The organism is Paenibacillus sp. FSL P4-0184 (assembly GCF_038004625.1).
GTDB lineage: Bacteria > Bacillota > Bacilli > Paenibacillales > Paenibacillaceae > Paenibacillus_AQ.
On record NZ_JBBORN010000001.1, the window covers coordinates 3,371,365 to 3,396,057 of the forward strand.

Annotated in this window: 15 protein-coding genes; 12 read left to right on the forward strand and 3 right to left on the reverse strand. The window is 46.1% G+C overall.

The genetic code is table 11. The annotated features are described in order from the left end of the window. Positions 1-50: 50 nt before the first annotated feature. Together MKY52_RS14740 and MKY52_RS14745 are read right to left on the reverse strand one after the other, a co-directional pair. Positions 51-2,219 carry a glycosyl hydrolase family 18 protein gene (locus tag MKY52_RS14740; RefSeq protein ID WP_341052003.1) on the reverse strand — a complete coding sequence of 723 codons (2,169 nt, stop codon included), beginning with the start codon at positions 2,217-2,219 and terminating at the stop codon, positions 51-53. 78 nt (positions 2,220-2,297) lie between these two features. Continuing rightward, complete coding sequence (locus tag MKY52_RS14745) at positions 2,298-4,226, reverse strand: glycosyl hydrolase family 18 protein (protein ID WP_341052008.1); 1,929 nt, start codon at positions 4,224-4,226, stop codon at positions 2,298-2,300. A gap of 601 nt (positions 4,227-4,827) precedes the next feature. Between MKY52_RS14745 and MKY52_RS14750 the strand changes: the two genes are divergently transcribed. The 12 genes from MKY52_RS14750 to MKY52_RS14805 all read left to right on the forward strand — a co-directional run bounded on the left by MKY52_RS14750 (position 4,828) and on the right by MKY52_RS14805 (position 22,721). Next, positions 4,828-5,256 carry an NfeD family protein gene (locus tag MKY52_RS14750; RefSeq protein WP_076300470.1) on the forward strand — a complete coding sequence of 143 codons (429 nt, stop codon included), beginning with the start codon at positions 4,828-4,830 and terminating at the stop codon, positions 5,254-5,256. Further along, on the forward strand, positions 5,256-6,191 hold the full coding sequence (locus MKY52_RS14755) for an SPFH domain-containing protein (RefSeq protein WP_042191323.1): 936 nt from the start codon (positions 5,256-5,258) through the stop codon (positions 6,189-6,191). Before MKY52_RS14750 ends, MKY52_RS14755 begins: the two co-directional genes overlap by 1 nt. Positions 6,192-6,293: 102 nt before the next feature. Beyond that, positions 6,294-6,749: a cupin domain-containing protein gene (locus MKY52_RS14760; RefSeq protein WP_076286056.1), complete on the forward strand. Its 456-nt coding sequence runs from the start codon at positions 6,294-6,296 to the stop codon at positions 6,747-6,749. A 224-nt stretch (positions 6,750-6,973) separates the two neighbouring features. Next, positions 6,974-7,924 carry a carbohydrate ABC transporter permease gene (locus tag MKY52_RS14765; RefSeq protein ID WP_341052011.1) on the forward strand — a complete coding sequence of 317 codons (951 nt, stop codon included), beginning with the start codon at positions 6,974-6,976 and terminating at the stop codon, positions 7,922-7,924. Next, entirely contained in the window at positions 7,925-8,740 is an 816-nt protein-coding gene (locus MKY52_RS14770; protein WP_341052013.1) for a carbohydrate ABC transporter permease, read from the forward strand. A 31-nt stretch (positions 8,741-8,771) separates the two neighbouring features. After that, positions 8,772-11,132, forward strand: a complete 2,361-nt coding sequence (locus MKY52_RS14775; RefSeq protein WP_341052015.1) for a glycoside hydrolase family 65 protein — start codon at positions 8,772-8,774, stop codon at positions 11,130-11,132. A 22-nt stretch (positions 11,133-11,154) separates the two neighbouring features. Beyond that, positions 11,155-11,808 carry a beta-phosphoglucomutase gene (pgmB, locus tag MKY52_RS14780; RefSeq protein WP_076120814.1) on the forward strand — a complete coding sequence of 218 codons (654 nt, stop codon included), beginning with the start codon at positions 11,155-11,157 and terminating at the stop codon, positions 11,806-11,808. Positions 11,809-11,960: 152 nt separating this feature from the next. Next, complete coding sequence (locus tag MKY52_RS14785; RefSeq protein WP_341052020.1) at positions 11,961-13,757, forward strand: sensor histidine kinase; 1,797 nt, start codon at positions 11,961-11,963, stop codon at positions 13,755-13,757. Further along, positions 13,754-15,358, forward strand: a complete 1,605-nt coding sequence (locus MKY52_RS14790) for a response regulator (protein ID WP_341052023.1) — start codon at positions 13,754-13,756, stop codon at positions 15,356-15,358. Before MKY52_RS14785 ends, MKY52_RS14790 begins: the two co-directional genes overlap by 4 nt. 111 nt (positions 15,359-15,469) lie before the next feature. Beyond that, positions 15,470-16,744 carry an extracellular solute-binding protein gene (locus MKY52_RS14795; RefSeq protein ID WP_076120774.1) on the forward strand — a complete coding sequence of 425 codons (1,275 nt, stop codon included), beginning with the start codon at positions 15,470-15,472 and terminating at the stop codon, positions 16,742-16,744. A gap of 78 nt (positions 16,745-16,822) precedes the next feature. After that, positions 16,823-21,676, forward strand: a complete 4,854-nt coding sequence (locus MKY52_RS14800) for an S-layer homology domain-containing protein (protein WP_341052026.1) — start codon at positions 16,823-16,825, stop codon at positions 21,674-21,676. Between the two features lie 208 nt (positions 21,677-21,884). Beyond that, on the forward strand, positions 21,885-22,721 hold the full coding sequence (locus MKY52_RS14805; protein ID WP_076286057.1) for an aldo/keto reductase: 837 nt from the start codon (positions 21,885-21,887) through the stop codon (positions 22,719-22,721). Positions 22,722-22,784: 63 nt separating this feature from the next. On the opposite strand, the gene asnB is transcribed toward MKY52_RS14805, so the two are convergent. Further along, positions 22,785-24,629: an asparagine synthase (glutamine-hydrolyzing) gene (gene asnB, locus MKY52_RS14810; RefSeq protein WP_042191317.1), complete on the reverse strand. Its 1,845-nt coding sequence runs from the start codon at positions 24,627-24,629 to the stop codon at positions 22,785-22,787. Positions 24,630-24,693 lie beyond the last annotated feature (64 nt).

Sequence of the window (24,693 nt, forward strand, 5' to 3'; positions counted from 1 at the left end):
ATTTGCAAGCTTCTTTTGATTTGTAAGGCTAGGCTTATAATTTTATTGAATTAGTTCAGCTTCCAGAGTGCGGGTGTCGCTGTCGGTTCCCAGCCCAGCAGTGAAGTGTGGGGCTGTAGACATGTATACGTTAACCCATTGTAGCTAACCTTATCACCCGCTTTGTATGCGACTCCCGCTGCCCAGGCAGATATTCCTGGATTTGGCGTTGGCGTAGGTGCTATGGTTGCAGTCGGTGTTGGTGCAACGGTCGGCGTTGGAGTAGGTGTTGCGGTTGCAGTCGGCGTTGGTGTCACAGTAGGTGTCGGCGTTGCGGTCGGTGTTGGTGTTACGGTAGGCACAGGTGTTGGTGTTGGTGTCGCAGTTGGTGTCGGTGTCGCAGTTGGTGTTGTTGTAGGTGTAGGCGTTGGAGTGATGCCTCCATATAGTTTGTCGTATTCCTGCTGGGACGAGCTTCCGTTCAGTGTAATTCGCTGCGGACCACCCGAGAAATTCAGCTTCATCATGCCTGGAACTTCCAGTGTACCTCCGTTTGCAATCGTTTGAGATGCAGTCCCGGTAATACGATAGCGATTAAAGTCCCAATCCGTAGAGATTTGCTCTACAGTACCGGCTCCCCATGCAGAGGTCAAGGTTGTTGTTGTCGGTAGATCGAATTCCAGCTTCCAGCCACCGGAGATATCCGCGCCTGTGTTATTCGTTATTTTCAGGGAGTAGGTATAATTCGGATGATCGTAAGCGCCACTGAAGCTAAGACTGAAGTTCGTAGGTGCAGGTAGTTGTGGCTTTGGAGTTCCACCTGGCAAAGAGGCTGACTTAAGCTGGTCATAGGCAAAATCGGTCAACGAGTTGCCATACGTGTAAGTGCCATCACTCTTTTCAGAGTAGTCGCCGGTCAGTTCCCAGAACATCATCCCTCCCAAGCCTTTTTGCTTGATATAATCCAGTTTGTAGCCGAGTGACTCCTTATCTTCATACGTAAGAAAGACCTTCTTGTCTGCGTTAAACAAGTATGGAGTTTTGGTAACGGGATCGAAATAACGTTTGTTCGCTGGATCTTTGAGCAGATTCAGCACATGCCAGATTGGATTTGCGCCAGCCGGCTGCTCTGGTGCAGGATCATTCCAGATTCCGTATACGCCGTCGGCTCCACCTCCGGTTGTAGGAGCTGTACCATAAAGACCGGTGTTGTTGATGCCTCCATTTACATTCTTCCAGCCACGTGAGTAATAAGGAACTCCGATGACGATTTTTTCCGGAGGAAGCGTACCCAAATAGTATCGAACGGCCCAGTCGGTATTCAGAACCGGAGTGCCCAGCGCAGCTGTTTCAGTATCACGAGAATCCGGGTACAGGGCGGAATGCGGCCCAACATATCCATTCCAAGCGCCGTGGAAATCATAGGTCATAAGGTTCGCCCAGTCCAAATACTGGTTAGCTTCCCCTAGCTTCATTCCGCCCAGAATCCAAGAGGAGGCGGTTGCAGCGATGGTTAGGTCATATTTCTGATTGTCCTGTGCGCCTGCCTGATCCAGCTTTTCACGAAGCTTTTTCATGAGGAGAACATAGTTGTTGTAATTCACTGTGCGCAGCGGCTCAGCCACACCGAAGTCATTCGGGTTACCTGATTGACCAGTACCAGATGGGTACTCCCAATCAATGTCCACACCGTTGAATTGGTAGGTACGTAGAAAATCCACAACACTGTTGGCAAAGGTCTCGCGGCCAGCTTCCGAATTGGCCATGTTATAAAAACCACCAGAACCCGACCAACCACCAACCGAAATCAGGGTGCGGACATCGGGGTATAACTGCTTATACTTTACGAGTTGATTAAAATGTCCTTTATACGGCAAATTAGTTAATTGGTCAGGGTAGTCTTTTTCGATAGCTGCTGTACGGTCCATCAGATCAATCTTGTTCGTTTGAGGGTTTACCTTGGCGAACGCATAGTTAATGTGAGTGATTTTGCCCCACGGTATTTTATCGACAGTATAAAATCCTTTGTTCTCCTGATCTCCCCACTCCGGGAAGTAAGCTACAATTTTACGCGGATGATCTGCAGCCGGAGCTGGAGCAGTAGGCGTCGTCCCTGCTGCTAAGGCTACTTGCGACGATCCACCTGCACTTGTGTAAAGCGGAAGCAGAATGATGGCGCTCATTAAGGCCGCAATGTAGCGTGCGGATTTACTTCGCCTATTACGTGTACTTATGTTCATTTAACATTCCTCCAAAAGGGATAATATAACTGCGGGAGTAGATTAGGAACGATGATCCTTTCGCGTTAATAATGAGTCTTAATTCAGCTTCCAAAGTGCGGGTGTGGTCGCTGGTTCCCAGCCTTGAAGTGAAGTATGGGGCTGGAGGCAAGTATACGTTTTGGCGTTGTAGCTAACGATGTCACCCGTTTTGTAAGCGATTCCTACAATCCAGCTAGAACTCCCAGGGGTCGGTGCTACAGTTGCGGTTGGAGCCGGAGTTGCTGTCGGTGCTACAGTTGCGGTTGGTGCTACTGTTGCTGTCGGTGTTACAGTGGCCGTTGGTGTGGGAGTTGCGGTTGGTGCCACTGTTGCCGTCGGAGTCGGAGTTGCTGTCCCGCATACGTTGATGAATTTCCAGACTCCAGCAGCACCGCTAAGGTCGGGACGATCGCCTTGAGTCCACCACTTAGCTTCATAGACTGAACCGTTGTAAGAAACTTGCTGGCCGCCAGTATATACGGCAGTCTGGTTCCACGCCGCTGCGCATTGTCCTGGAGTAGCCGTTGGTGTTGGAGTTACCGTTGGTGTTGGTGTTGTCGATGGAGTTGCTGTAGGCGTCGGCGATGGTGTTGGAGTTACTGTTGCCGTTGGAGTCGGTGTCGGTTGCACTACTCCGCCGCCAAGATCGGCGTTCAGTTTGTTGGTCAGTGTTTTGTTACGGTCACCACTTGTCTCCCAGAACATAGCACCCGCTAAGCCTTTTGATTTGAGATAATTGATCTTATGGCCAAAAGATTCTACGTCGTCATAGCTGATATAAGTTTGGTTCGTTGGATTATAGAGATAAGGCACTTTAGAAATGTCATTCCAATAACGGGTATAGCCGTTTTTGTTAATGTAATTAGCTTCAAGGTCATAGAAGTCATAACTACCCTTTTCCCATGTACCCGTGGACGAAATACCAGCGGACAATTGATATTGGCCATTTCCTGCGGCAGGAGCACCTCCCCAACCACGGCCATAGAATCCCATACCAAGCACTAACTTGTTCGCGGGTACGCCATTGGCTAAATAGCTGGTTACCGCTTTATCGACGTTGAAATTTTGCGGTTCGGTCAGGCCTGATGCAGAAGCGGCTGGATCATAGTACAAAGGAGCATTGTGACCGGTGGTCTTATTCCAGCTCCCGTTGAAGTCATAGGTCATAATATTGATCCAGTCAACAATGGAAGCAATACCTGCAAGATTATTGTTATTGACGTACGTCGGTCCTGCACCGGAAGCAATGGTCAGCAGGTAGGTTTTGCCATCGGTCTGACCGGCAGCATTTAGCTTCTCACGAATTTTTTGCAGTAGAAGTACATAGTTTTCCTTGTCTTCGGGACGATAACTGTTGCCTGCGAGCCCACCGCTGACTGGGTACTCCCAGTCGAGATCGACCCCGTCCATTTTATATTTACGAATGAAGTCTACCGCCGAGTTGGCAAAAACCTCACGGGTTACGGCTGTAGCCGCCACATCCGAGAAACGGTTCGACCAGGTCCAGCCCCCAACGGAGATCAACGTTTTCAGGTTCGGGTTCTTTTCTTTCAGCTTCCATAGCTGCTTCAGATTACCTTTGATGGGGTCATCCCATTTGTCATCTCCGAAGCTCTTTCCGGTGTCAATCCACGGGTCACCCAGCACAATCGTGCCGTTCGGAACGTTAATGGTCTGTGCTTGCTCATTTTGACAGCTCCATGTTACCGGATTAGGGCCGGTAGGATCAGGGTTGCCGTGAATGCCATTCCAACAAATATCTGCGAAGGCGTAGTTAATGACATTCATTTTGGTGGGATCGATATCTGATACATTGTAAGCCCGCCCGTAAGCGGCCCAAGAAGCGTAATAACCAACCAGTTTATAATCCTGTGCGGCGTTGGCCGTTTTGGCACTACTACCCAGGGCTGAAAAAAGTGTAAGAACAAGTGCGGCGATCATCGCGATCGCAAAGGTCTTACGTGAACTTTTTTTCGTGAATATCATTGATTTTATACCTCCAAGGTTCAATGTGTAGTTCGAAATTCTTTTCGGCAAGAAATCCCAACCTTCACCTCCCATAGTTTGAAATTCACCTGTACCTTCACCCTTGCAAATCTCTCACTCTACTGACGCCCTGTTCATAGATTTAGCAGCAAAAAAATAGCGGTCTACATGAAGCTCACGCAATAAGTAAGCGCTTTCTAAACTGCTGTTCTAAGAATTCCTTTTTGTTAAACTTGTAGATGTAACATTGTTGAAGGGGTGTAGGGTGAGTAGAAGAGTGGGTTTGGAGTTCAATAATTAGGATTAATTTCTTATTTATGGGTGAAGGCATTTCTTATTTTCAAGCATAGAGAGGGATTATGCTAGGGATAAAATTCGTTAATATAGGGGGACATTTTTCTAATTCATGGATACTTGTTTAGGTGAACTTTGATAGAAAAGGTGCATGTCCTCTTTTTAAGGAAACTCATGCAGAACACATAACCTCCGATGTTATGAATATAAATTATATACATGCCTGCAATATTTTTACGGAATTACGCAACGCATCGCTGTTTCTTTTCGTTATAGTAGTATCATACGGAAGGTGGTGGGTTCACCGATGGTTGTGTTTTGGTTGATCGCAGCCGGTGTCCTGTTTGTTGTTGAGATGATGACGCTTACTTTTTATCTGTTATGGCTTAGTATTGGTGCGTTGGCCGCAGGTTTGGTGTCGTTGATTGTTCCTGAAGCCATTTTGTTTCAGGTGATTCTCGGATCACTGGTCGCACTTGGTCTGACTATATTCTCGAAACCACTGGTTTCTAAATTTCGCAGTTCACGTGGGTTCAAGGATACAGGCACAGAAATCGTAGGCAGGCAAGGAGTCGTCATTGAGCCGATTGAGCAGGGGCGCTACGGGCAAGTGAAGGTAGGCGGAGATACGTGGAGCGCGAGCTCTGACCAGTCTTTGGGCAAGGACGAAGTGGTAAGAGTAGTGAAGCGAGGCACGACCATTATTGAAGTAGAACGATGGGGGGATATGAACTAATGGAATGGGCAATTATTTCAATTATTCTAGTGGTAGTCGTAGTATTTGTGGCATTAACGATCAAAATCGTACCGCAACAACGGGTAGGTGTAGTGGAACGCCTGGGTAAATTCAATCGTCTACTGACGCCGGGTCTGAACATTCTGATACCTGTGATTGATCAGGTACGTACTTACCATGATCTAAGAATTCAACAAGCGAATGTGCCTCCGCAAACGGTGATCACGAAGGATAACGTGCAGGTGCAGATCGACACGATTATTTTCTATCAGGTAGTGGGACCAGAGGAAGCTACGTATGGTATTTCCGATTATGTATATGGGGTAAGAAACATTTCAACGGCAACTATGCGGCAAATTATTGGTAAGCTGGAATTGGATGAAACGCTTTCTGGGCGTGAAAAAATCTCAACTGATATTCGTCTGGCGCTTGATGAGGCTACAGAGAAGTGGGGCGTAAGAATCGAGCGTGTGGAAGTCATCGATATCAAGCCGCCGCTCGATATTCAAGAAGCAATGGATAAGCAGATGAAAGCGGAGCGGAGCAAACGGGCGATTGTTTTGGAAGCGGAAGCTGCCAAGCAAGATATGATCCTGCGTGCTGAAGGGGATAAGCAGAGCAAGATTCTGAAAGCGGAAGGCGACAAGGAAGCACGTATCCGCCAAGCAGAGGGTTCAAGACAAGCACAGGAGCTGGAAGCTCATGGTGAGGCGAAAGCAATTCAAGCAGTGGCTGAAGCAGAAAAATCACGCATTGAGCTGATTCGCTCAGCAGGTCTGGATGAGCATGTGCTCGCATATCGCTCCTTCGAGGCTCTGGCTGAAATCGCCAAAGGTCCTGCCAATAAAGTGTTCTTGCCAACAAGCGCTGTTGAAACGCTGGGAAGTCTTGGGGCGATTGCTGAGGTATTCAAAGCGAGCAAGGATAGTAAATAGATTTTACAATTCGTGCTTCTTCCGTTAAAGTAAAAAGCAAAAACAACCCTATGCATACGAAGCTATTGTTGCTCATGCAAACTTTGAAGGAGAGAAGCTACCGTGACACAAAAAGAAATCTCACCGTTAGTTGAACTGCTCGGATTACAGCCCCATGTTGAGGGCGGTTGGTACAAAAGACTTTGGAACTCCGAATTTGAAATTCCGCAGGAAGTGCTTGGGGATAGCTATTCCGGATCGCGCCATTCGGCATCTTCGATTTATTTTTTGCTACACGAGGGGGAACAATCTGATTGGCATACTGTTTTGTCCGATGAAGTTTGGTTCTGGCATTCCGGTAGTCCAATAGTGCTTAGTCTCGGAGGTAATGGAGATAAGCCTGAGAATGTGCAGGAAGTTATTCTGGGTCTCGATATTGCTGCAGGTCAACAGCCGCAGGTCGTAGTTCCAGCAGGCGTATGGCAGGCGGCTCGCCCGTTAGGATCAGAACCGGTCCTGGTATCCTGTATCGTTTCTCCAGAATTCCATTTTGACGATTTCAAACTGATTGAGAAATAAAGCGTTACTTCTGTCTAAACGTTAAAGAAGCAAAAAGTAGCGAGTCTCCGGTCATCGGAGGCTCGCTACTTTTTTGCTTTCTGTCGTTGGTATCAGACGATGCACAATGTAAAAATCCTCGGAGTCTTGTAAATATCCTCTATTCCAGTAGAATCGGGCAATTTATATGATGGAGTTACTAAAAACATACGAACAAGGGGTTCGTAAGTGGAAGGAGTAACACCATGACGCCAAATTTAGAAACTAAGCGCATATCGTCCAGACCCAAGCGCGGGTTCGGGTCACGACTGACCGGATTGGGAAGTTCATCAACGTTCGTAGGCTACTTGTTCGTCACCCCCATCTTGATCTTGATGGGAATCTGGTTTTATTACCCACTGGTACAATCTTTAATCTACAGCTTCCAAGACATCAGTTTCCTAAATCCGGATGCAGCCAAATTTATCGGATTCGGAAACTATGTTGAGATTGTCCAGGATAAGGACTTCTGGACGGCTTTGAGTCATTCCTTATTGTTGACAGTAGTAGCGGTACCGCTACAAGCGATCATCGCCTTGGTGATTGCAGTAAACCTCAACAAGGTGATGCACCTTAAAGGTGTGTTCCGCACACTGTATTACATGCCTTATATCACCTCAACCATTGCGGTGACGACTGTATTTATGTATTTGTTCATGCAGAATGAAGGGATTGCAACACAATTGCTGACCTGGTTTGGTTTCCCCGACGTTTCATGGTACGCCAACGTTAAGTATGCACTTCCATTCTTAATGATCCTTACCGTTTGGACGTATGTGGGATTCTACATGGTAGTGTACTTGGGTGGATTGCAAACCATTCCAAACGATATTTATGAAGCGGGTCGTGTGGACGGAGCAAATGGATGGCAGCAGTTCTGGAAGCTTACGGTTCCTATGTTGAAACCAGTAACCTTCCTTGTCATAATGTCCGGGATTATTAACGTCATGCAACTGTTTGACCAGCCTTATGCCTTGGCAAGAAACGGCTCGCTCGGAAGTCCGGCCGGTGCAACGAGTACAATAGTAACTTATTTCTACAGCCAGGCATTCAGCTTCAACCGTTCCGGTTACGGTAGTGCTGCAGCATTTATTATTTTCGCCCTTATTATTGCGCTGTCTATGCTTCAAAAACGCTTTCTTAAGGAGGAGATTTAGATGATGCTTAACCGGAAAACTCATATTTTACGCTATGTACTACTGTTCGCATTCTCCATATTCTTCGTAGTGCCGTTTGGTTATGCCATCTATACATCGCTTTTGTCCAAAGCAGACATCGGGCATCTTGTGCTGCCAAGCCAGTGGACATTTGAAAACTACAGGGACATTTTCCAAACCTCGGATATATTGATTTGGTATAAGAACTCGATCATCGTAACGTTCGGTATTTTGATTGGTAACTTGTTTGTTAATACGACGGCTGCCTACTCCTTGGCTCGTATTAATTTTCGGGGCAGAGGTGTAGTGTTTTTCCTAGTAATCGGGATGATGATGGTGCCTTACCAAGTGATGATTATTCCGATTTTCTCCATGATCGTTGATATGAAATGGCTTAACAGCTACCAAGGCCTCATTATTCCATTTCTGTTTCAGGGCTTCCTTGTCTTTCTGATGCGTCAGTTCTTTTTGACAGTGCCGAAGGAGCTTGAAGAAGCGGCGGAGGTTGATGGATTGAGCAAGATTGGTATTTTCTACAGGATCATGCTTCCGCTATCCAAAGGTGCGATTGGCACACAAATCATTTTCAGTTTTACCGGTACGTGGAACTCTTTCGTATGGCCGGTGACCTTGGTGAATGACAGCCGCTGGTATGTAATGACTGTTGGTCTGAACACACTTAAGAATCGTTATTTTGAATGGCCAAACCTCACGATGACTGGTGTTGTACTCTTGACCCTGCCAATCATTATCGTCTTTTTGATGTTCCAGCGCCATATGGTGCAAGGCATTGCCACTACAGGATTGAAAGGTTAATACAGAATACGTTCAGACAGGAGGATGTAAAGTGATTGAATATACTGGATTAAATGCGCTCGATGACGGTTGGGTGATTGCGGAAACAGAGTTTGACGCTAGATTTTTAGGGAAGTTTGAAACGATTTTTTGTCAGGGTAACGGATATCTTGGGCTAAGAGCTGCTACAGAGGAGTCCTATCCGGGTGAACGCCGCAACTTGTTTGTTGCAGGAGCGTTTAACCGCTTTGCCAATCAGGAGGTTACTGAGCTTCCGAATGCCGCAGATATGGTGCAGCTCGATATCCGTCTGAACGGTAAACCATTTCATTTAGAAAAAGGGAAAATTCACAGCTACCGTCGGGAGCTGGATTTACGGCAAGGAGAGCTCCGGCGTGACATCCTCTGGGAGGACGAGAACGGCGATCAGTTTAAGATGACTTTCCTGCGGTTCGTATCGCTACAGGACCGGCATCTAATGGGTATGCGGGTGGAAATTACCCCGCTGACGAAATCCGCGGAAATTTCAATTCGTTCCGGTATCAACGGGCAGATGACAAATTCGGGCGCACAGCATTTTATAGAAGGTGAGCGGAGGGTGTTTGATAAAGAGCTGCTCCAGCTTACCGCAACGACATCGGAGTCGAATATTGAATTTGTACATACCTGTGTCCATCAGATGTATGAGGGGGGTGTACGTCTTACAACTGCGCCAGCTCCGAGCATGGATCGCAGAAGAGTTTCACTGACTTACAAGCTTAAAGCGGAAGTCGGCAAGTGCATTACGCTGGATAAGGTGGCTTCGGTGCATACGAGTTATGATAAGGAGTGGAGAGATCGGGGGGCCGCGCATCAAGCTTTGCAGGATACCGCCCGGGAATATCTCAGCAAGAAGGAAGAAAAAGGCTTTGATGTACTTGTTAATGAAAACGAGCAGGCCTGGAAAAGCGTATGGGCCAAAGCCAACATTGAGATCAAGAGCAACGACGTCTTCGATCAGTTGGCCATCCGTTTTTCACAGTATCATCTGCTTCTGATGACACCTGCTCATGACAGTCGTTTCTCTGTAGGAGCCAAGGGACTGACAGGAGAGGGATACAAGGGACATGTATTCTGGGACACAGAAATTTTTATTCTGCCATACTTTTTGTATACCGACCCGCAAACAGCCCGTAAGCTGGTGGAATATCGTTATCACACCTTGAACGGTGCGAGAACAAAAGCGCGTGACAATGGTTATCGCGGCGCGATGTACCCTTGGGAATCCGCAGCAACCGGCGAGGAAGAGACTCCTGAGTGGGGCCCTGTAGATATCGTTACCGGAAAGCCAACCTTTATTTGGACAGGCAAAATCGAACAGCATATTACAGCGGACGTGGCATATGGCGTGTGGCATTATTATCAGGCTACCGGTGATCAGGAATATATGGATCGGTGCGGATATGAGATTATATTCGAAACAGCGACTTTCTGGGCAAGCCGGCTGGAGTGGAGCGATAAGGAACAGAAGTATCATATCTGTGATGTGATTGGTCCGGACGAATATAAGGAACATGTCTCTAACAATGCATTCACCAACTATATGGCCTACTGGAATATGACAAAAGCAATCGAATGCACCCGCAAGCTTATGCAAGCGCAAAGCGATGTTTACTTGACTTTAGAAAGTCAGTTGGTTCTATCCGAGCGGTTGAAGGAATGGGAGGATAAATCCAAGCTGATCTATCTTCCGCAGCCAGATATGCATTCGTTCATCATTCCGCAGGACGATACTTATTTGAACAAGCAAATTATTGATCTGGAGAAGTACCGTGATCAGGATCAGGTGGCTTCCATTCTTGCCGACTACAGCATGACCCAGCTCAGTGAAATACAGGTTTCGAAGCAGGCGGATATTCTCGTTTTGTTTTACTTACTGGAGGACTGGTTCTCTAAAGAGACTAAAGCGGCGAATTGGCATTATTATGAGCCGAAAACGTTGCATGACTCTTCGCTCAGCTTATCCACGCACAGTATGCTGGCTAGCGATGTCAATGAACTGGAATTGGCTTACGATATGTTTGCCAAGGCAGCCCGCATTGATTTGGGTACAAACATGCATAGCTGCGATGAAGGTATTCATTCAGCTTCGATTGGCGGCATTTGGAAGGCAGCGATCATGGGCTTTGGCGGGGTTCGTTCCTGGGAGGGCTCTCTTCGCCTGAATCCGAAACTTCCACAGGCCTGGGAGCGCTTGTCTTTCCCGCTTGCCTGGCAGGGTGAGCGTCTGCAGGTGACGGTTACCCGTGGCAAGCTGGAGGTGGAGCGCCTAACTTCAGGATTGGGTGAGCTTACCTTGCTCATTCATGGCCGGGAATACGTGTTGAAGGATCGTATCGTTACAGACATGAAGGAGGCTGAGCGAAGTGAATAAAGAATATCAGGAGATTCAAGCCATGATTTTTGATCTGGACGGAGTAATTACCGACACGGCGAAATATCATTATGAAGCGTGGAAACAGCTGGCAGATGAGCTGGGTATTCCCTTTGACCTGGAATTTAATGAGCAGCTCAAGGGGATCGACCGCATGGCTTCCTTGGAAAAAATACTGAGTCAACTACCGGACGGCGGTGCAGCCTTCACTTTGGAACAAAAAAAGGAATGGGCTGATCGGAAGAACAACAATTATAAGCGATTGATTCAGGCTGTGGATAAATCTGAAATATTGCCAGGCATCCTGGATTTGTTCCATGATCTCGAGTATGCCGGAATACCGATCGGGTTGGCTTCGGCCAGCCGTAATGCCGGCACACTGCTACGGCAGTTGAAGGTAGATTCATATTTTCATGTGATTGCCGATCCGGAGAGTGTGGCTCATGGAAAACCGGCTCCGGATATTTTTCTGAAGGCAGCGGAGGAGCTAGGGGTTGACCCCCGTTATTGTGTTGGAGTAGAGGATGCAGAGGCTGGAGTTCAGGCGATAAAAAGTGCGGGGATGTTTGCCGTAGGGGTTGGTGATGCTGAGATTCTGTCGAAAGCGGACTATATTATCTCGGAAACATCGAAGCTATCTTTGTCCGAGATTCAGCAGCATATGGCCGGACGCTAATTTAAAAGTTAAATCTCAAAATACTATGTAAGTTGAACGAATTCGTATGAATAGTTCAGCTTACATAGTTTGCTATTGAAGCAAACCAGGATATAGCATAAGATTAATTCGTCAAAATACAACAAATTATTACAAGAGGAGAGGATCTCATCATGCGGAAATGGAGTAGGTTTCGGGATCGAAACATACGGCAAAAGCTGTTTTTGACCTACACGCTGTTGATGATTGTTCCTCTCGTGGTCATTAGTATTTACTTTTACATATACGCTATGTCTGTTTTTGAATCCCGCATTGTGAAATCGTTTCAGGAGACCAATCAGCAGATGGTATCCACTGCGGACTCGTTTGTTAGCAGTATGTTCAAATCCTCGGAGCAGCCTTTTTATGATGAAAGGCTTATGCAAATTTTGTCGAAGGATTATTCTGCTGTAAACTATGAGACTTTTGAAAAAAGTATGGATTTTCGTTACATAAGCGATAACGTTTTTAAAGAGCTGATGACATTTAATCCCGATATTGATTCCATTCTGATCTACCCTGTAAACAATTCATTAATCTATCGCAGGGGTTATGATACGACATTCAATTATAATTACAGTCCGGTGACTGAACCGTGGTACCGAACCATTGTGAATAATGCGGAGAGACCCATTCTGGTCGGCATGCATGAGGAAAAACAGATGTATGCCAAGCCCCGCTCTGTGGTATCTGTAGGCCGTGTACTGGTGGATGTGGGTAACTATCAGAAGCTTGGTGTGCTGCTCGTTAATTTCCGCATGGATAAGCTTGAAAAGCTATTCAGCGGACTAGGTGACAAACAGGACGTAAACCAGTTCATCGTGGATGAAAAAGGGATGGTTGTGTTCAGTTCAGATCCGGTCATGATTGGGATGAAATATAGTCAGGTCATGGGGAAAATGAAGCCGGACAATGAAAACTACTATGTTGTTCACGATGAGTCCAATGTGTCTGGGTGGCAATTCTACAGCATCGTTCTTCGTGACAAGCTGCTCACCGAAATTAACCAGATACGCAATTTTTCCACACTACTGCTCCTTTTGTTGATTGTATTGGGTTTCGTAACAGCTTATCTAATATCTGGGAGCATCACCAATCCGATTCGAAGGCTCAATCGGCTAATGCGCAAGGTAGAGAAAGGGGATTTTGATGTTACTGCTCAGCAGGACAGTCTGGATGAAGTGGGACATTTGTCGCGTTCCTTTAACCGGATGACTGCCGAAATCAAAGAACTGATTGAGCAAACCAAAATTGAAGAGAAGAAGAAGCGGAGTGCAGAACTTAATGCGCTGCAAAATCAAATTAATCCGCATTTCATTTATAACACGCTCTCCGTGATTAAATGGATGGCGCAGGCTCAAATGGCGAACAACATTACGGAAACAGTAGATGACATGATCAAAGTTCTGTCCTTTTCCACACGTAATACTCAGGAGTTTGTTTCTATTGAGGAAGAAGCGGCCTTTATACACAGCTATCTGGAACTGCTACAGCTCAGGTACTTTAATGTGTTTGATTTTGAAATCGATGTTGCACCGGATGTTTTGGAATGCAGAACGTTAAAATTTATGGTGCAGCCTTTTGTAGAGAATGCGGTGTTTCACGGTTTTGCAGAAGATTCCCGTCAATATAACTTGAGTATACGCGTGCAGAGAAAAGGCAGCGATATTCAGTTTACGATCTCGGACAACGGGATGGGGATCTCAGAAGAACAGCTAAGTAGACTCTTGCAGCAGGAAATGTCGGACGCGCAGACGATGAATTCTATTGGTGTGGGCAATGTCTCCCGAAGATTGAAGCTTCATTTTGGAGAAAAGTACGGGGTGACTATAAATAGTGTAAAAGGGGAAGGAACTACCGTTCTTATCCTGATTCCTGCTATGGAGCATCATCAGAACCACGCTGGAACGAGAAAAGAGGGATCCGCATGAAAATCATGATTGTGGACGATGAGTCCTTTATCCGAATGAATTTTAAGACCTTTGTGGACTGGAAACAACATGGCTATTACCTAATAGGCGAAGCTGCAAACGGCAAAGAGGCTTTGGAAAAAATGGATGAGCTTCATCCGGATGTGGTCTTTTTGGATATCCGAATGCCACTGATGGATGGGCTTGAGGTTCTAAGGCAGCTCCGGCATACCAAACATTCCTGCAAAGTCATTATTCTCAGCAGCCATAATGAGTTTGAGTATGCCCAAGAGGCGTTTAGGCTAGGTGCATGCGATTATATTCATAAACCGAATCTGACCCAGTCCGCTGTATTTGAAGCGTTGGAGCGTGTCCGGGCACAGGTGAATCATCAGCCTGTGGGAGATCATCTTGTTTCTTTACAGCAAACTATGGAGAAGAACCGAAATGAGTTGAAAACGCTTTTTTTACGGGATTTAGCGATCGGTGTTGTTCGTCATGAGTGGGAAATTGAGCAAAAGACAAAGCTGTACGATTTGAATCTGAAACAGCCTAATGTGCTTTGCATCGTCATGTTGATTGATCAGTATGACAAGGTGAAGGAACGTTACAATAAGGGAATGGAGCATTTACTCGGCTTTTCGATCCTCAACATTTTGCAAGAGGTGCTGCATCGGTACAGCGAGCTAGAGCTGTTTCTGATGAGTCCGAACGAGCTGGTTATTATAAAAACGTATTCCGGCATCAGAAGTATGAATGAGATTCTTGAAGAACGCTGGGGACTTATCCGTAAAATTGAAAAGACATTGAAACAGTTTTTGAACATACAAGTTAGTTTTCTTATCAGCGGGCTGCATGCCCGTCTGCTTGATATTCCCAAAGCCTATCATGAAGCTCAGGAATCTGCTGAAATGCTATTTTATGAGGATTGCAGCAACGTTGTTGTCTACGAACCAGGCAGCATCAAGGAAATGAATGATAAGGCACTGTTTACCCTGTTTGAACAGCGTATTCGCAAGGAAATGGATGAAAAGCACGTATCTTCTGCTATCGCCATAGTTCATGAGATGTTTGCTACGATCAAGGAGAAGAGATCTTTAGGTCGGCATGCCACCTTGGAAATGTGCGTGAATCTTCACTGCCAGATTCAGTCCCATATGAAGGAGGACAGTGGGGAGGAAGACTATACCGGGATGCAGGAAATCATGTCAGCCGAGCGTTTGGAGCATCTTCATCTGCTGCTGATCCAGGAGTTGGAGAGTCTACAGGAGAGTTATACGGATGCGGCGACATCTACGAACTACAAGATAAAAAGAGTCATTGATTATATTCACCAGAATTACAATCAAGATTTGACACTGAATGAGCTAGCTGGTTATGTCGGTCTGAATAACAGTTACCTGAGTCGTATTTTTAAGGAGCAAACGGGTTCCATGCTGATTCCATATATCAACGGCTATCGTGTGAAAAAGTCTCTAGAGCTACTTAAAGAAGGAAAGCTGAAAACGTATGAGATCGCGGAGAGGGTAGGGTTTAACAGCATTGATAACTACTATATCAGCTTTAAGAAGATTTATGGGCTCCCACCGAACGAATACCGAAAGACTAGTATGGGAAAGTAAAAAATCACAAAGATATGTAAAGATCCTCTGTTTGCTCTCGATTGCTGTGAAGCTAAGATGAAGATAACACCACTTACGGTGAATCTTCTTAAATAAAAGGGGTAGTGACAAATGAGAAAGAAGTCAGTCCTGTTATTGTGCTCTCTGATGTTGATGCTGTCTACTGCAGCGTGTGGCACCAAATCCAATACCGGTAACTCTGGCAACGGAGCTTCAGAGAACGCTGGAGCGGCAAAGCCGGAGAAGCAAGAAACCGTAGAAGTCACGATGGCATACTGGGCCAATGCATCCGAACAAAAGAACTTCGAATTTATGGTAGATGGCATTGATAAAGAGCATCCAAACATTAAAGTTAAGATGCAAATGTACCCAACGAGTGACGAGTTTTGGAAAGCGGTTCCAACGGCGATTGCTGCCGGGGTAGGACCTGATATCATTGCTATGTCGGATGAAGGAAACTATGAGTATATCAAGAAAGGCGTACTCGCTCCACTCGATGAGATGATCGACAAAGTGGGGTTTGATAAAGAACGTATTACTGGATCGCTGTACAAAGGCTGGACAGATGATAATAAACTTTACGGAATTCCTTACGATTCTTCTACTTCTATGCTGGCGATCAACAAAGAGATGTTTGAAAAATCAGGAATCACTAAATATCCAGAAACAATGGATGAGGTTGTTGAGTTGGCAAAATCCATGACTAAAGATGGTGTGAAAGGTATTATCGGCAGTATCGATCCATTCCACATCACTCAATATGTTCACGCTTTCGGCGGAGACTGGGGCTTCGGAAAAACGATCAATTCCAAAGAAAACGTAGCTGGTGTGCAGTTCTTCGTGGACCTTTTCCTCAAAAATAAGGTTGCTATTGCTCCAATCGAAGTAGGGGCTCCATGGGACGGCGAAGTATTCAGTCAAGAAAAAGGGGCTATGTCCACAGCTGGCCCATGGTATGTAGGTCATTTGAAAGAAGCTAACCCTGATATGGGATTGATTGCTCTGCCGATGCCTAAAGGTACGGTAGAAGCACAAAGCGCTTACTCTCACGGCTTGTCGATTCTGGACGGCAGCAAGCATAAGGAAGAAGCTATGCAAGTGATCAAGTATGCGCTGCGTGATGAGGCTCAATTAAATGCGATTGAGGCGGTTGGATATTCACCGGCAGTATCTTCTCTGCTTCCTAAATATTTGGAGAAGAATCCTGAATTGAAAGCAGTATTCGATAATATGGAAAAAGTCGGTATGCCATTTGCTTACCCTGAACAAACCAAAGCATTTCATGCGGATCTGCTTAAAGGCGTAGAGGAAATCATCTTTAAGCAAGATGGCTTGACGGTTGAGAAGTTGCTGAATGATCTCCAAAGTAAATACGGAGAAAACTAGTTATCGAGCGGTTGGACTTTGCCATAACCAAAGTCCAACCATTTTTTTCACAATCATATAAGGAGGTCAAAGGGGAAAATGAAAAGGTCGCTTAACAGTGTCATTTCAAAGATTGTACTCATGTGCTTGTTCATAACATCCATCGGTCCTGTGTACTCTATGCAGGCAGCACCCGCAGCACCCGCTCCTAAGATTAATGAAGGCGTGGTCAATGGCGAGTTTCCGCTGAATTTAACACAAACGGGGGATATCGACTGGCTGCATTTTAAAGCGGATAACTTGAATCAGCTTCAACGAATTCAGAAGGCAGGCCCAAACTCGGTCACCTTCAGTGTATATGGGGATACGGCAACTGAGGGCAAATTGAACAGAGGCACTGATGCCGATTACATGTCCTATACCTGGAGTAATGGTATGCCAGGATTTGAATATGGTTTAAATGACACGGGAACAGGTTTATTTTATCCAAAGTCCAGCCGAGACAAAGGGAGCTATAACAATGTTGGCTGGGATATTGAAGTAGCAGCACAGCCGCAGGATTCCACCCTTGTATTTGGTCTTGGGTTGTGGCAAGCGGATATAGATCTTAACATCTATACTGATGATATACTTTCGGTAACCCGAAACGTCTATGGCGATTCTGTTTCCAAGAACTATAAGTATCAAGTCAACGTGCCTGCTAATGTGAAGCTGAAAATTGAAGGGCGTTTGACAAAGGTTGTAGCGAAGAACGGAAATATGTCATTCTCTGGATTGGCTTTAAGCAGTGTGGCACTTGCGGATAAATTGCCGCTGCAAAATGAATACAACAGAGTTAGCAATATGACGCAAGGTCTTTATACAAATGAGACGTGGCAGGTTCTGGTGAATACGCTGGCTGCTGCCAAACTTGTACTTGATCGAACAGAGGCAACCCAGCCGGAAGTTGACAGCGCTATCAATGCTTTGGTAGCAGCGCAGCTTGGTCTGGTGAAGAGAGAATCGAACATTGTAATCGATTTTACGGATAAAGCGTTCAAGGAGTATACTTTCGGTGCTAAAACTGATCAACAGGACAGATATCAAACCTTCACAGTGAAGGAAGCTGTTGATATGAAGTATGTTCAGATCAATGTCAAAAGATATAAAGAGCCTGTGAGCGACTTGATTATCAAGTTGCATGCAGTAAACAGTGAAGGGCTGCCGACTGGAGATCCACTAGTCCAAACGACAGTGGACAAAAACCGGATTGTGGACGGAGGACTCACTACTGCGGAGCTGAGCTACAGTCTCCTTCAGGATACGCGATATGCGCTTGTTCTGACTCAACAAGAGCGGGGCTCCGGGGAATACCGCTGGGTCATCATGTCCAAAAACTTTGAATCTCAAAAGGAGTCATTTGGTAAATCGACATCAGGTGTCTTTAAATCTGAAGCGAGTCTGGGCACGGGCATCATGAGAATTGTGAAAGAGGGTAACGTGGATCGGGGCCCGCTGCAGGGCTTGATTGAAGAGCTTAAGCAATATAACAGACAGCTTTACACGCTCCAGAGCTGGTCTTCCTTGGAGATAGCATTGAGCAGCGCTCATGAGCGTTTGAACGATGTGGATGTTAAACAGTTAGAGCTTGATACGGCATTAAATCAGGTGCAAACTGCTTTTAATAACCTAGTGCTAAGTACGAACCTGGATGTAATGGCTAAACAGATGGAGACGATCAGCCAAGCGGCCCTGATTGGCTACACCAGCCAGTCGGCAGATGCTTTGCATCAAGCGATCCAGGAAGCACAAGCTTTGAATATCGGTGCATCCGAGCAAGAACGGATCAAGGTGTATTCAAAAGTACTGAATGCAATGGATGGATTGCAACTGGAAATGAAATATCAGTACGAATTGAACCCTAAAATGACCGCTGGTTTTGGTTTTGAGGGTGACAAGAACGCCACGCTGGCTTTCCTTGACGGATCCTATCAGATCGGCGGAACCCGCCCTATGCAGAATGGGTTTGTGGCAACGAAACAAATCGTTACGTTCGGTGCGACAAATACGTCAGGCATCAAATGGTATAATGCCGAAGGCTATCTGCCAGTCTTTATAAATGAGTTTACCAAAGATAATATGGACTATAAAATTGAATCGTTTGGCAACAAGCAGACGGTAGAAAGCAAGGACTACGTGATTAATTATTCCAGAATGACGGTTACCAATCATTCGGATGAGACGCGCCTGCTGCCGGTTGTATCTGCCAATCTGGTTCCGATGAATCAGGCTGCAAACGAAGTTTATACGATCAAACCTGGTGAGACTGTTGTCAGAGAGTTTGCTATTGAAGGGGATAAGTATGAATATTTCGATGCGGGGAAAACGAGCTTTACATCCTTAACGAGAGAGCAAGTGTCGAAACTAGGTACGTTTGACAGCAACTACAGTGAGATGAAATCCTACTGGAATAACAGACTGTCCACAATAGTTGATATCGATCTGCCGAATAAAGAGCTGGTTAATGCTTTTAAAGCAGGCTACATTTACAATATGATTATTAAAGACGGCAATTATCTGCATGTGGGTGAGAATGGTTATGCCAGACTATACTCTCACGATACCATCGGGATTGTTGTTCAATTGATTCAGAGCGGTGACTTTGCACACGCAAGAGAGTATCTGGAAAGCATACCTCTTACTGGCGGAATTAACATCGAGACCGGTCAAGTGGACCCAAACCTGTTCTGGGATGCCAACTGGAAGCTTCCGTGGACGTATGCTGTATATTTGAGCAAAACCGGCGATACATCCTTATTTGATGAAAAGATGAAAGCGGATGACGGATCAGAGGGTACCGTTTTCGATAAGCGGGTAAAATTCGGAGCAAGAAGCATTGAAAGCGACCGCGCTGGAGATGGTCGAATTATGAAAGAAACGAAAGCCATAGATTCATTGGGGTATTGGACGATTGACAATTACTCCGCTCTGACAGGATTGGCATCTTATGAATACATCGCGCGTGAGCTGTATAAGGTGAAAGGCCAAGCAAGTTATCTGGCAGAGGCAGAGTGGGCTAACGCTCAATACGAGGATCTGCTCGCGGCTTTCACGGCCAAATTGCAAAAAACAATTACCGACAAAGCACTAAACTATATTCCTGCATCTGTTGTGCAAAGTAATGACGAGAACCGGATGAAGGACTCCCGGGATGCCAACTGGGCTTCCATGTTCCTGTTCGGAAGATGGCTGTGGGATGGATATTTGTATGGTGCGAACCAGCCAGAGGACAATATCAACCTGACGATGCTAGATGATACTTATACCTATGGTATGGAGCGACGCGTCAAGGAAGGGACAACCGATTCTATTTATAACTTTGGCGGTTATCCGCATGGCTTCTACTCCAGTGCGTATAACGCCGGTTACGGCAGCGCGGCGCTTCGCGGTGAGAAATACAGAGACATGGGGATTAAAGCTTACGAGTTTATGATTGAAAACTCCATGAGTGGACCGTTTAGTTGGTGGGAAGGCGTAGCTTACCCTACCGCAGAATCTAGCCCTTGGACGGCAACCAATGATGAACTTGGTGTGCGTAGTACGCCTGGCGGTGGCGGATCGGCCCAGCATATGTGGGGGCAGGCCGTCAATTCAAAGGTATTGGTGGACTCGCTGATCACTGAGCGTATCTACGATCAGAACACAAAATACGAAATTATTGTGGGACGTGGTATTCCTAAAGAGTGGGTAACGGATGCCGATAAGAACAACAATGTGGTAGCGGATGTTCAGAACTATCCTGCATTCCAAGGTGGAAGAGTAGGATACAATGTGGTTAGAAAAGCAAACCAGCTTGTGGTTACATTTACGACCAGTCTGGAGCAAGCCAAGGCTGATACGAGCAATGCACAAATCAGCATTCAATTGCCTAGTATGGTTAACAACATTCTGGAGTCTTCTGGGGGTGTTGTTGATAACGCGAAAGGTATCGTTACCGTTCCGCTCAGTACAAAAACATTAGCAATCACTTTGAGTGATCTACCTAAGCCTACCGATGTAGAGCTTGATAGAGAGGAGCTTACCATTGGATTTGCTACCGGCGACTCCAGTGACTCGGTAACCCAAAACGTGGTGTTGAGAGCGGAAGGAAAGCGCGGTAGCTCAATCACTTGGTCTTCAAGCGAGCCGAATATAATTTCTAATACGGGTAAGGTGAAGCGCCCGACTGTTTCTACTCCAGTGACGTTGAAAGCAATTTTGGAAAAAGACGGCGTTCAGGTTGAGAAGACGTTTGTCTTAACGGTTATCAAGGCAAATGAAGATTCGGGCAATAACGGAAACAATAGCAACAACGGTAACAATAGTAATAATAGCAACAGCGGAAACACCAGCAATAATGGTAATAACGGGAACACCGGAAACAACGGAGGTTCGGTTAATCTACCGAAATTTCCGGACATTTCGAATCACTGGGCATTCGATTCTATTGTTACCGCAATAGAACGTGGAATTATCAAGGGTTATGAAGACGGAACATTCCGTCCGAATGCTGTGGTGAAACGCAGTGAGCTGATGGTTATGCTTGGCCGTGCGTTGAAACTCTCGGATACGGACACTACAACTCTTCCGTTTGAAGATGCAACTAGCATTCCGTCATGGGCGAAACCTTACATCTCCAGTGCAGTCAAATCTGGACTTATTAAGGGATACGAGGATAATTCATTCCGTCCTGATGGTAAGGTGACCCGGATCGAATTTGTAGCGATGGTTGCACGTGCGCTCGATTTGAAGAGCGGTACGAAGACAACCTTGCCTTTTGCTGATGCTGGTCAAATTCCTGCCTGGGGGAAAGATTATGCAGCAGCGGCATATGAGGCAGGTCTGATCCAAGGCAAAGGAAATGACCGATTTGCTCCAAATGATCCGGTGACGAGAGCGGAAGCGGTGACCCTGCTTTTGAGAATGTCTAAATAAGATTAGAATAATTTAGTTGGATAAACAGGTTAGAGGCTTGCGGGTAAGATGCAAGCCTCTTTTGATTTTACACAGCACCTGTTTTTTTATGAGGATTTTGGGAATGATGAAGCAGTCTGCTATACTTTTGTGGTAGCGCTTGCTTCTGAAGCGTGAATTTAGGTTAAGTAAGATTAATGAAATAACAATAAGCTTGGAGGGTTAAGCGATGAGTGAATTGAATGCACCGTTCTCGGGAGGTCCGACTTTAAATGATGGAGTGACCATGCCGTGGCTAGGCCTTGGCGTGTATCAGACTAAAGATGGGGAAGAGGTTATTCACGCGGTCAAGACCGCAGTGGAGCTTGGATATCGCAGTATTGATACGGCTGCTGGTTACAATAACGAAGAAGGTGTAGGTCAGGCTATTCGTGAATGTGGAGTGGCCCGTGATGAACTGTTTATTACGACGAAAGTGCGCAACCCTGATCAAGGCTATGAATCAACGCTGAAAGCGTTCGAGGTTAGCCGGCGCAAGCTGGGGCTGGACTATATAGATTTGTATCTCATACATTGGCCGGTGGCAGGAAAGTATCGGGAGACTTGGAAAGCTCTGATTCATCTGCAAAAAGAGGGTCTCATCAAATCTATCGGTGTGAGCAATTTTCAGATTCATCATCTGAAGGATATCATCGAGGACACTAGCGTAGTTCCAGTGGTAAACCAGGTGGAATTCCATCCGCTATTGACTCAGCGCGAGTTACTGAAGTATGCCAATGAGCAAGGAATCCAGCTTGAAGCTTGGAGTCCGCTAATGCAAGGAAACCTAGATCTCCCCCTTCTTAAAGAGCTGGCTGGAAAGTATGATAAGACCCCTGCTCAAATTGTACTTCGCTGGGATTTGCAGCAAGGCGTAATTACGATTCCAAAATCGGTACATGCGGATCGAATTAAGGAGAATGCGGGATTCTTTGACTTCACGTTAAGTGATGAGGATGTTAAAGCCATCGAAGATTTAAACAGAGACCATCGTTTCGGTCCGGATCCGGACAATTTTAATTTCTAAAAATTACGAATACAAGCCAAACAGCAAGCCACCGATACGGGGGCTTGCTGTTTGGCTTGTCGCTTATTGGATGGAGACGTTATATTTACGCAGCCAGAGATCTACTTGAGCTAGGTAAGCAAACAGCTGAGGACCGGACATGAGCTGACCGAACCAAGGCAGATTGGTAGAGGATTCTGGGGAAGCGGCGATCTCACGGATTTTGGCGGCATCGATTAAAGGAAGTATTGGCGAAGTAGAGTCATCTAGAATGTTCAATACTTGTGTTCGCACTGCGTTTAAATAGGCTGGATTGTGGGTTTTCGGGTAAGGACTTTTTTTACGATATAGCACATCATCTGGAAGAATTCCCTCAAGCGCTTTGCGCAAAATCCCTTTTTCACGACCGTTCAGGTTCTTGATTTCCCAAGGAATATTAAAGACATATTGAACGAGGCGATGATCACAATAAGGAACACGTACCTCTAGTCCGGCGCCCATACTCATTCGGTCCTTACGGTCGAGCAAAGTAGGCATGAAGCGGGTGATGTTTAAATAGGACATTACGCGCATTTGTGCTTGTTTACCTGTCTCCCCATCCAATGTTGGGACTTCAGCTACTGCATCACTGTATCTGTCACCCAAATATTCCAGCGGCCGAATCCATTCATTAACTTCAGGGGATAATAGACTTGCACGCATTTTAGGAGCAACTGACCAAGGAAAAGTGCCCGAGGAGAGCATCTCCTCCCGGTGGAACCAAGGATATCCGCCAAAAATCTCATCGGCAGCTTCGCCGGAGATGGCTACAGTAGCATTCTTTTTAATCTCACGGCAAAATAAATACAAAGAAGAGTCCACATCGGTCATCCCAGGTAAATCGCGTGTGTACAGCGCATTATCAAGTGCTTCTACAAGCTCTGGTGTATCAAATGAGATATAGTGATGGTTCGTATTTAATTCATCGACCATTCGCTTAATCCATGGACCATCTGCTCCGGGCTGAAAAGTATGACTCTTGAAGTGCTTGTCGTTGTCGACATAATCGACGGAATACGTATCCACTCGTCCCTGGCCGTTTCGGTTGTAGTAGTCCACTGCAAGTGCTGTCAGCGCACTGGAGTCCAGCCCTCCTGACAAGAGCGAGCAGACAGGAACATCTGAGACCAGTTGGCGTTCGAGCGTATCCTGCAGCAGTTCACGTACTTTAGCGGCTGTCTCTGCTTCATTGTCAGTATGTTTTGCGCTTTCCAGCTTCCAATAAGCGTAACTACGTAGACCTTCGCGACTATAGATCATGGCATGCCCCGGACGAAGTTCCTGCATATCCTTATAAACACCGTGTCCGGGTGTTCGAGCTGGACCGATAATAAAGATTTCCGCTAACCCTTCGGGCCCGACTATTGGCTGTACCTTGGGGTGCTGCAGTAGCGCCTTAGGCTCTGATCCGAAAACTAAGACGTCATCCACTTTACTATAGAACAGAGGCTTCACACCTAAGCGGTCACGTGCAAAAAAGACCTGATCCCGAAGTCCGTCCCACACTGCAAAGGCAAAGATCCCATTGAGCTTCTCTGCACAATCCGGTCCCCATTCGATATAGGCATGCAGCAGAACCTCGGTGTCACACTGGGTACGGAATTGATGACCCCGCTGCTTAAGTTCTTGTTTGAGCTCGGGTGCGTTATATAATTCGCCGTTGTACACAATCGCGTATACCTGTTCGTCATGGCGGGTGATCATAGGCTGCGCGCCGTTCTCTGGATCGATAACGCTAAGTCTGCGGTGACCGAATGCGCAAGGACCAGAAATCCAAGTTCCAGCTGCATCGGGTCCGCGGTTTGCTAAAGTTTCAGTCATTTTGACCAGCAACTGCGAGTGCTGCGTGAGATCTCCGCGCCACTGGATAAATCCGGTTATTCCGCACATGATGGTTCATCCTCTCTTTTTGTGCGATTGTTGTCCTTACTTTTTTGCCAAGTAATACAGATAT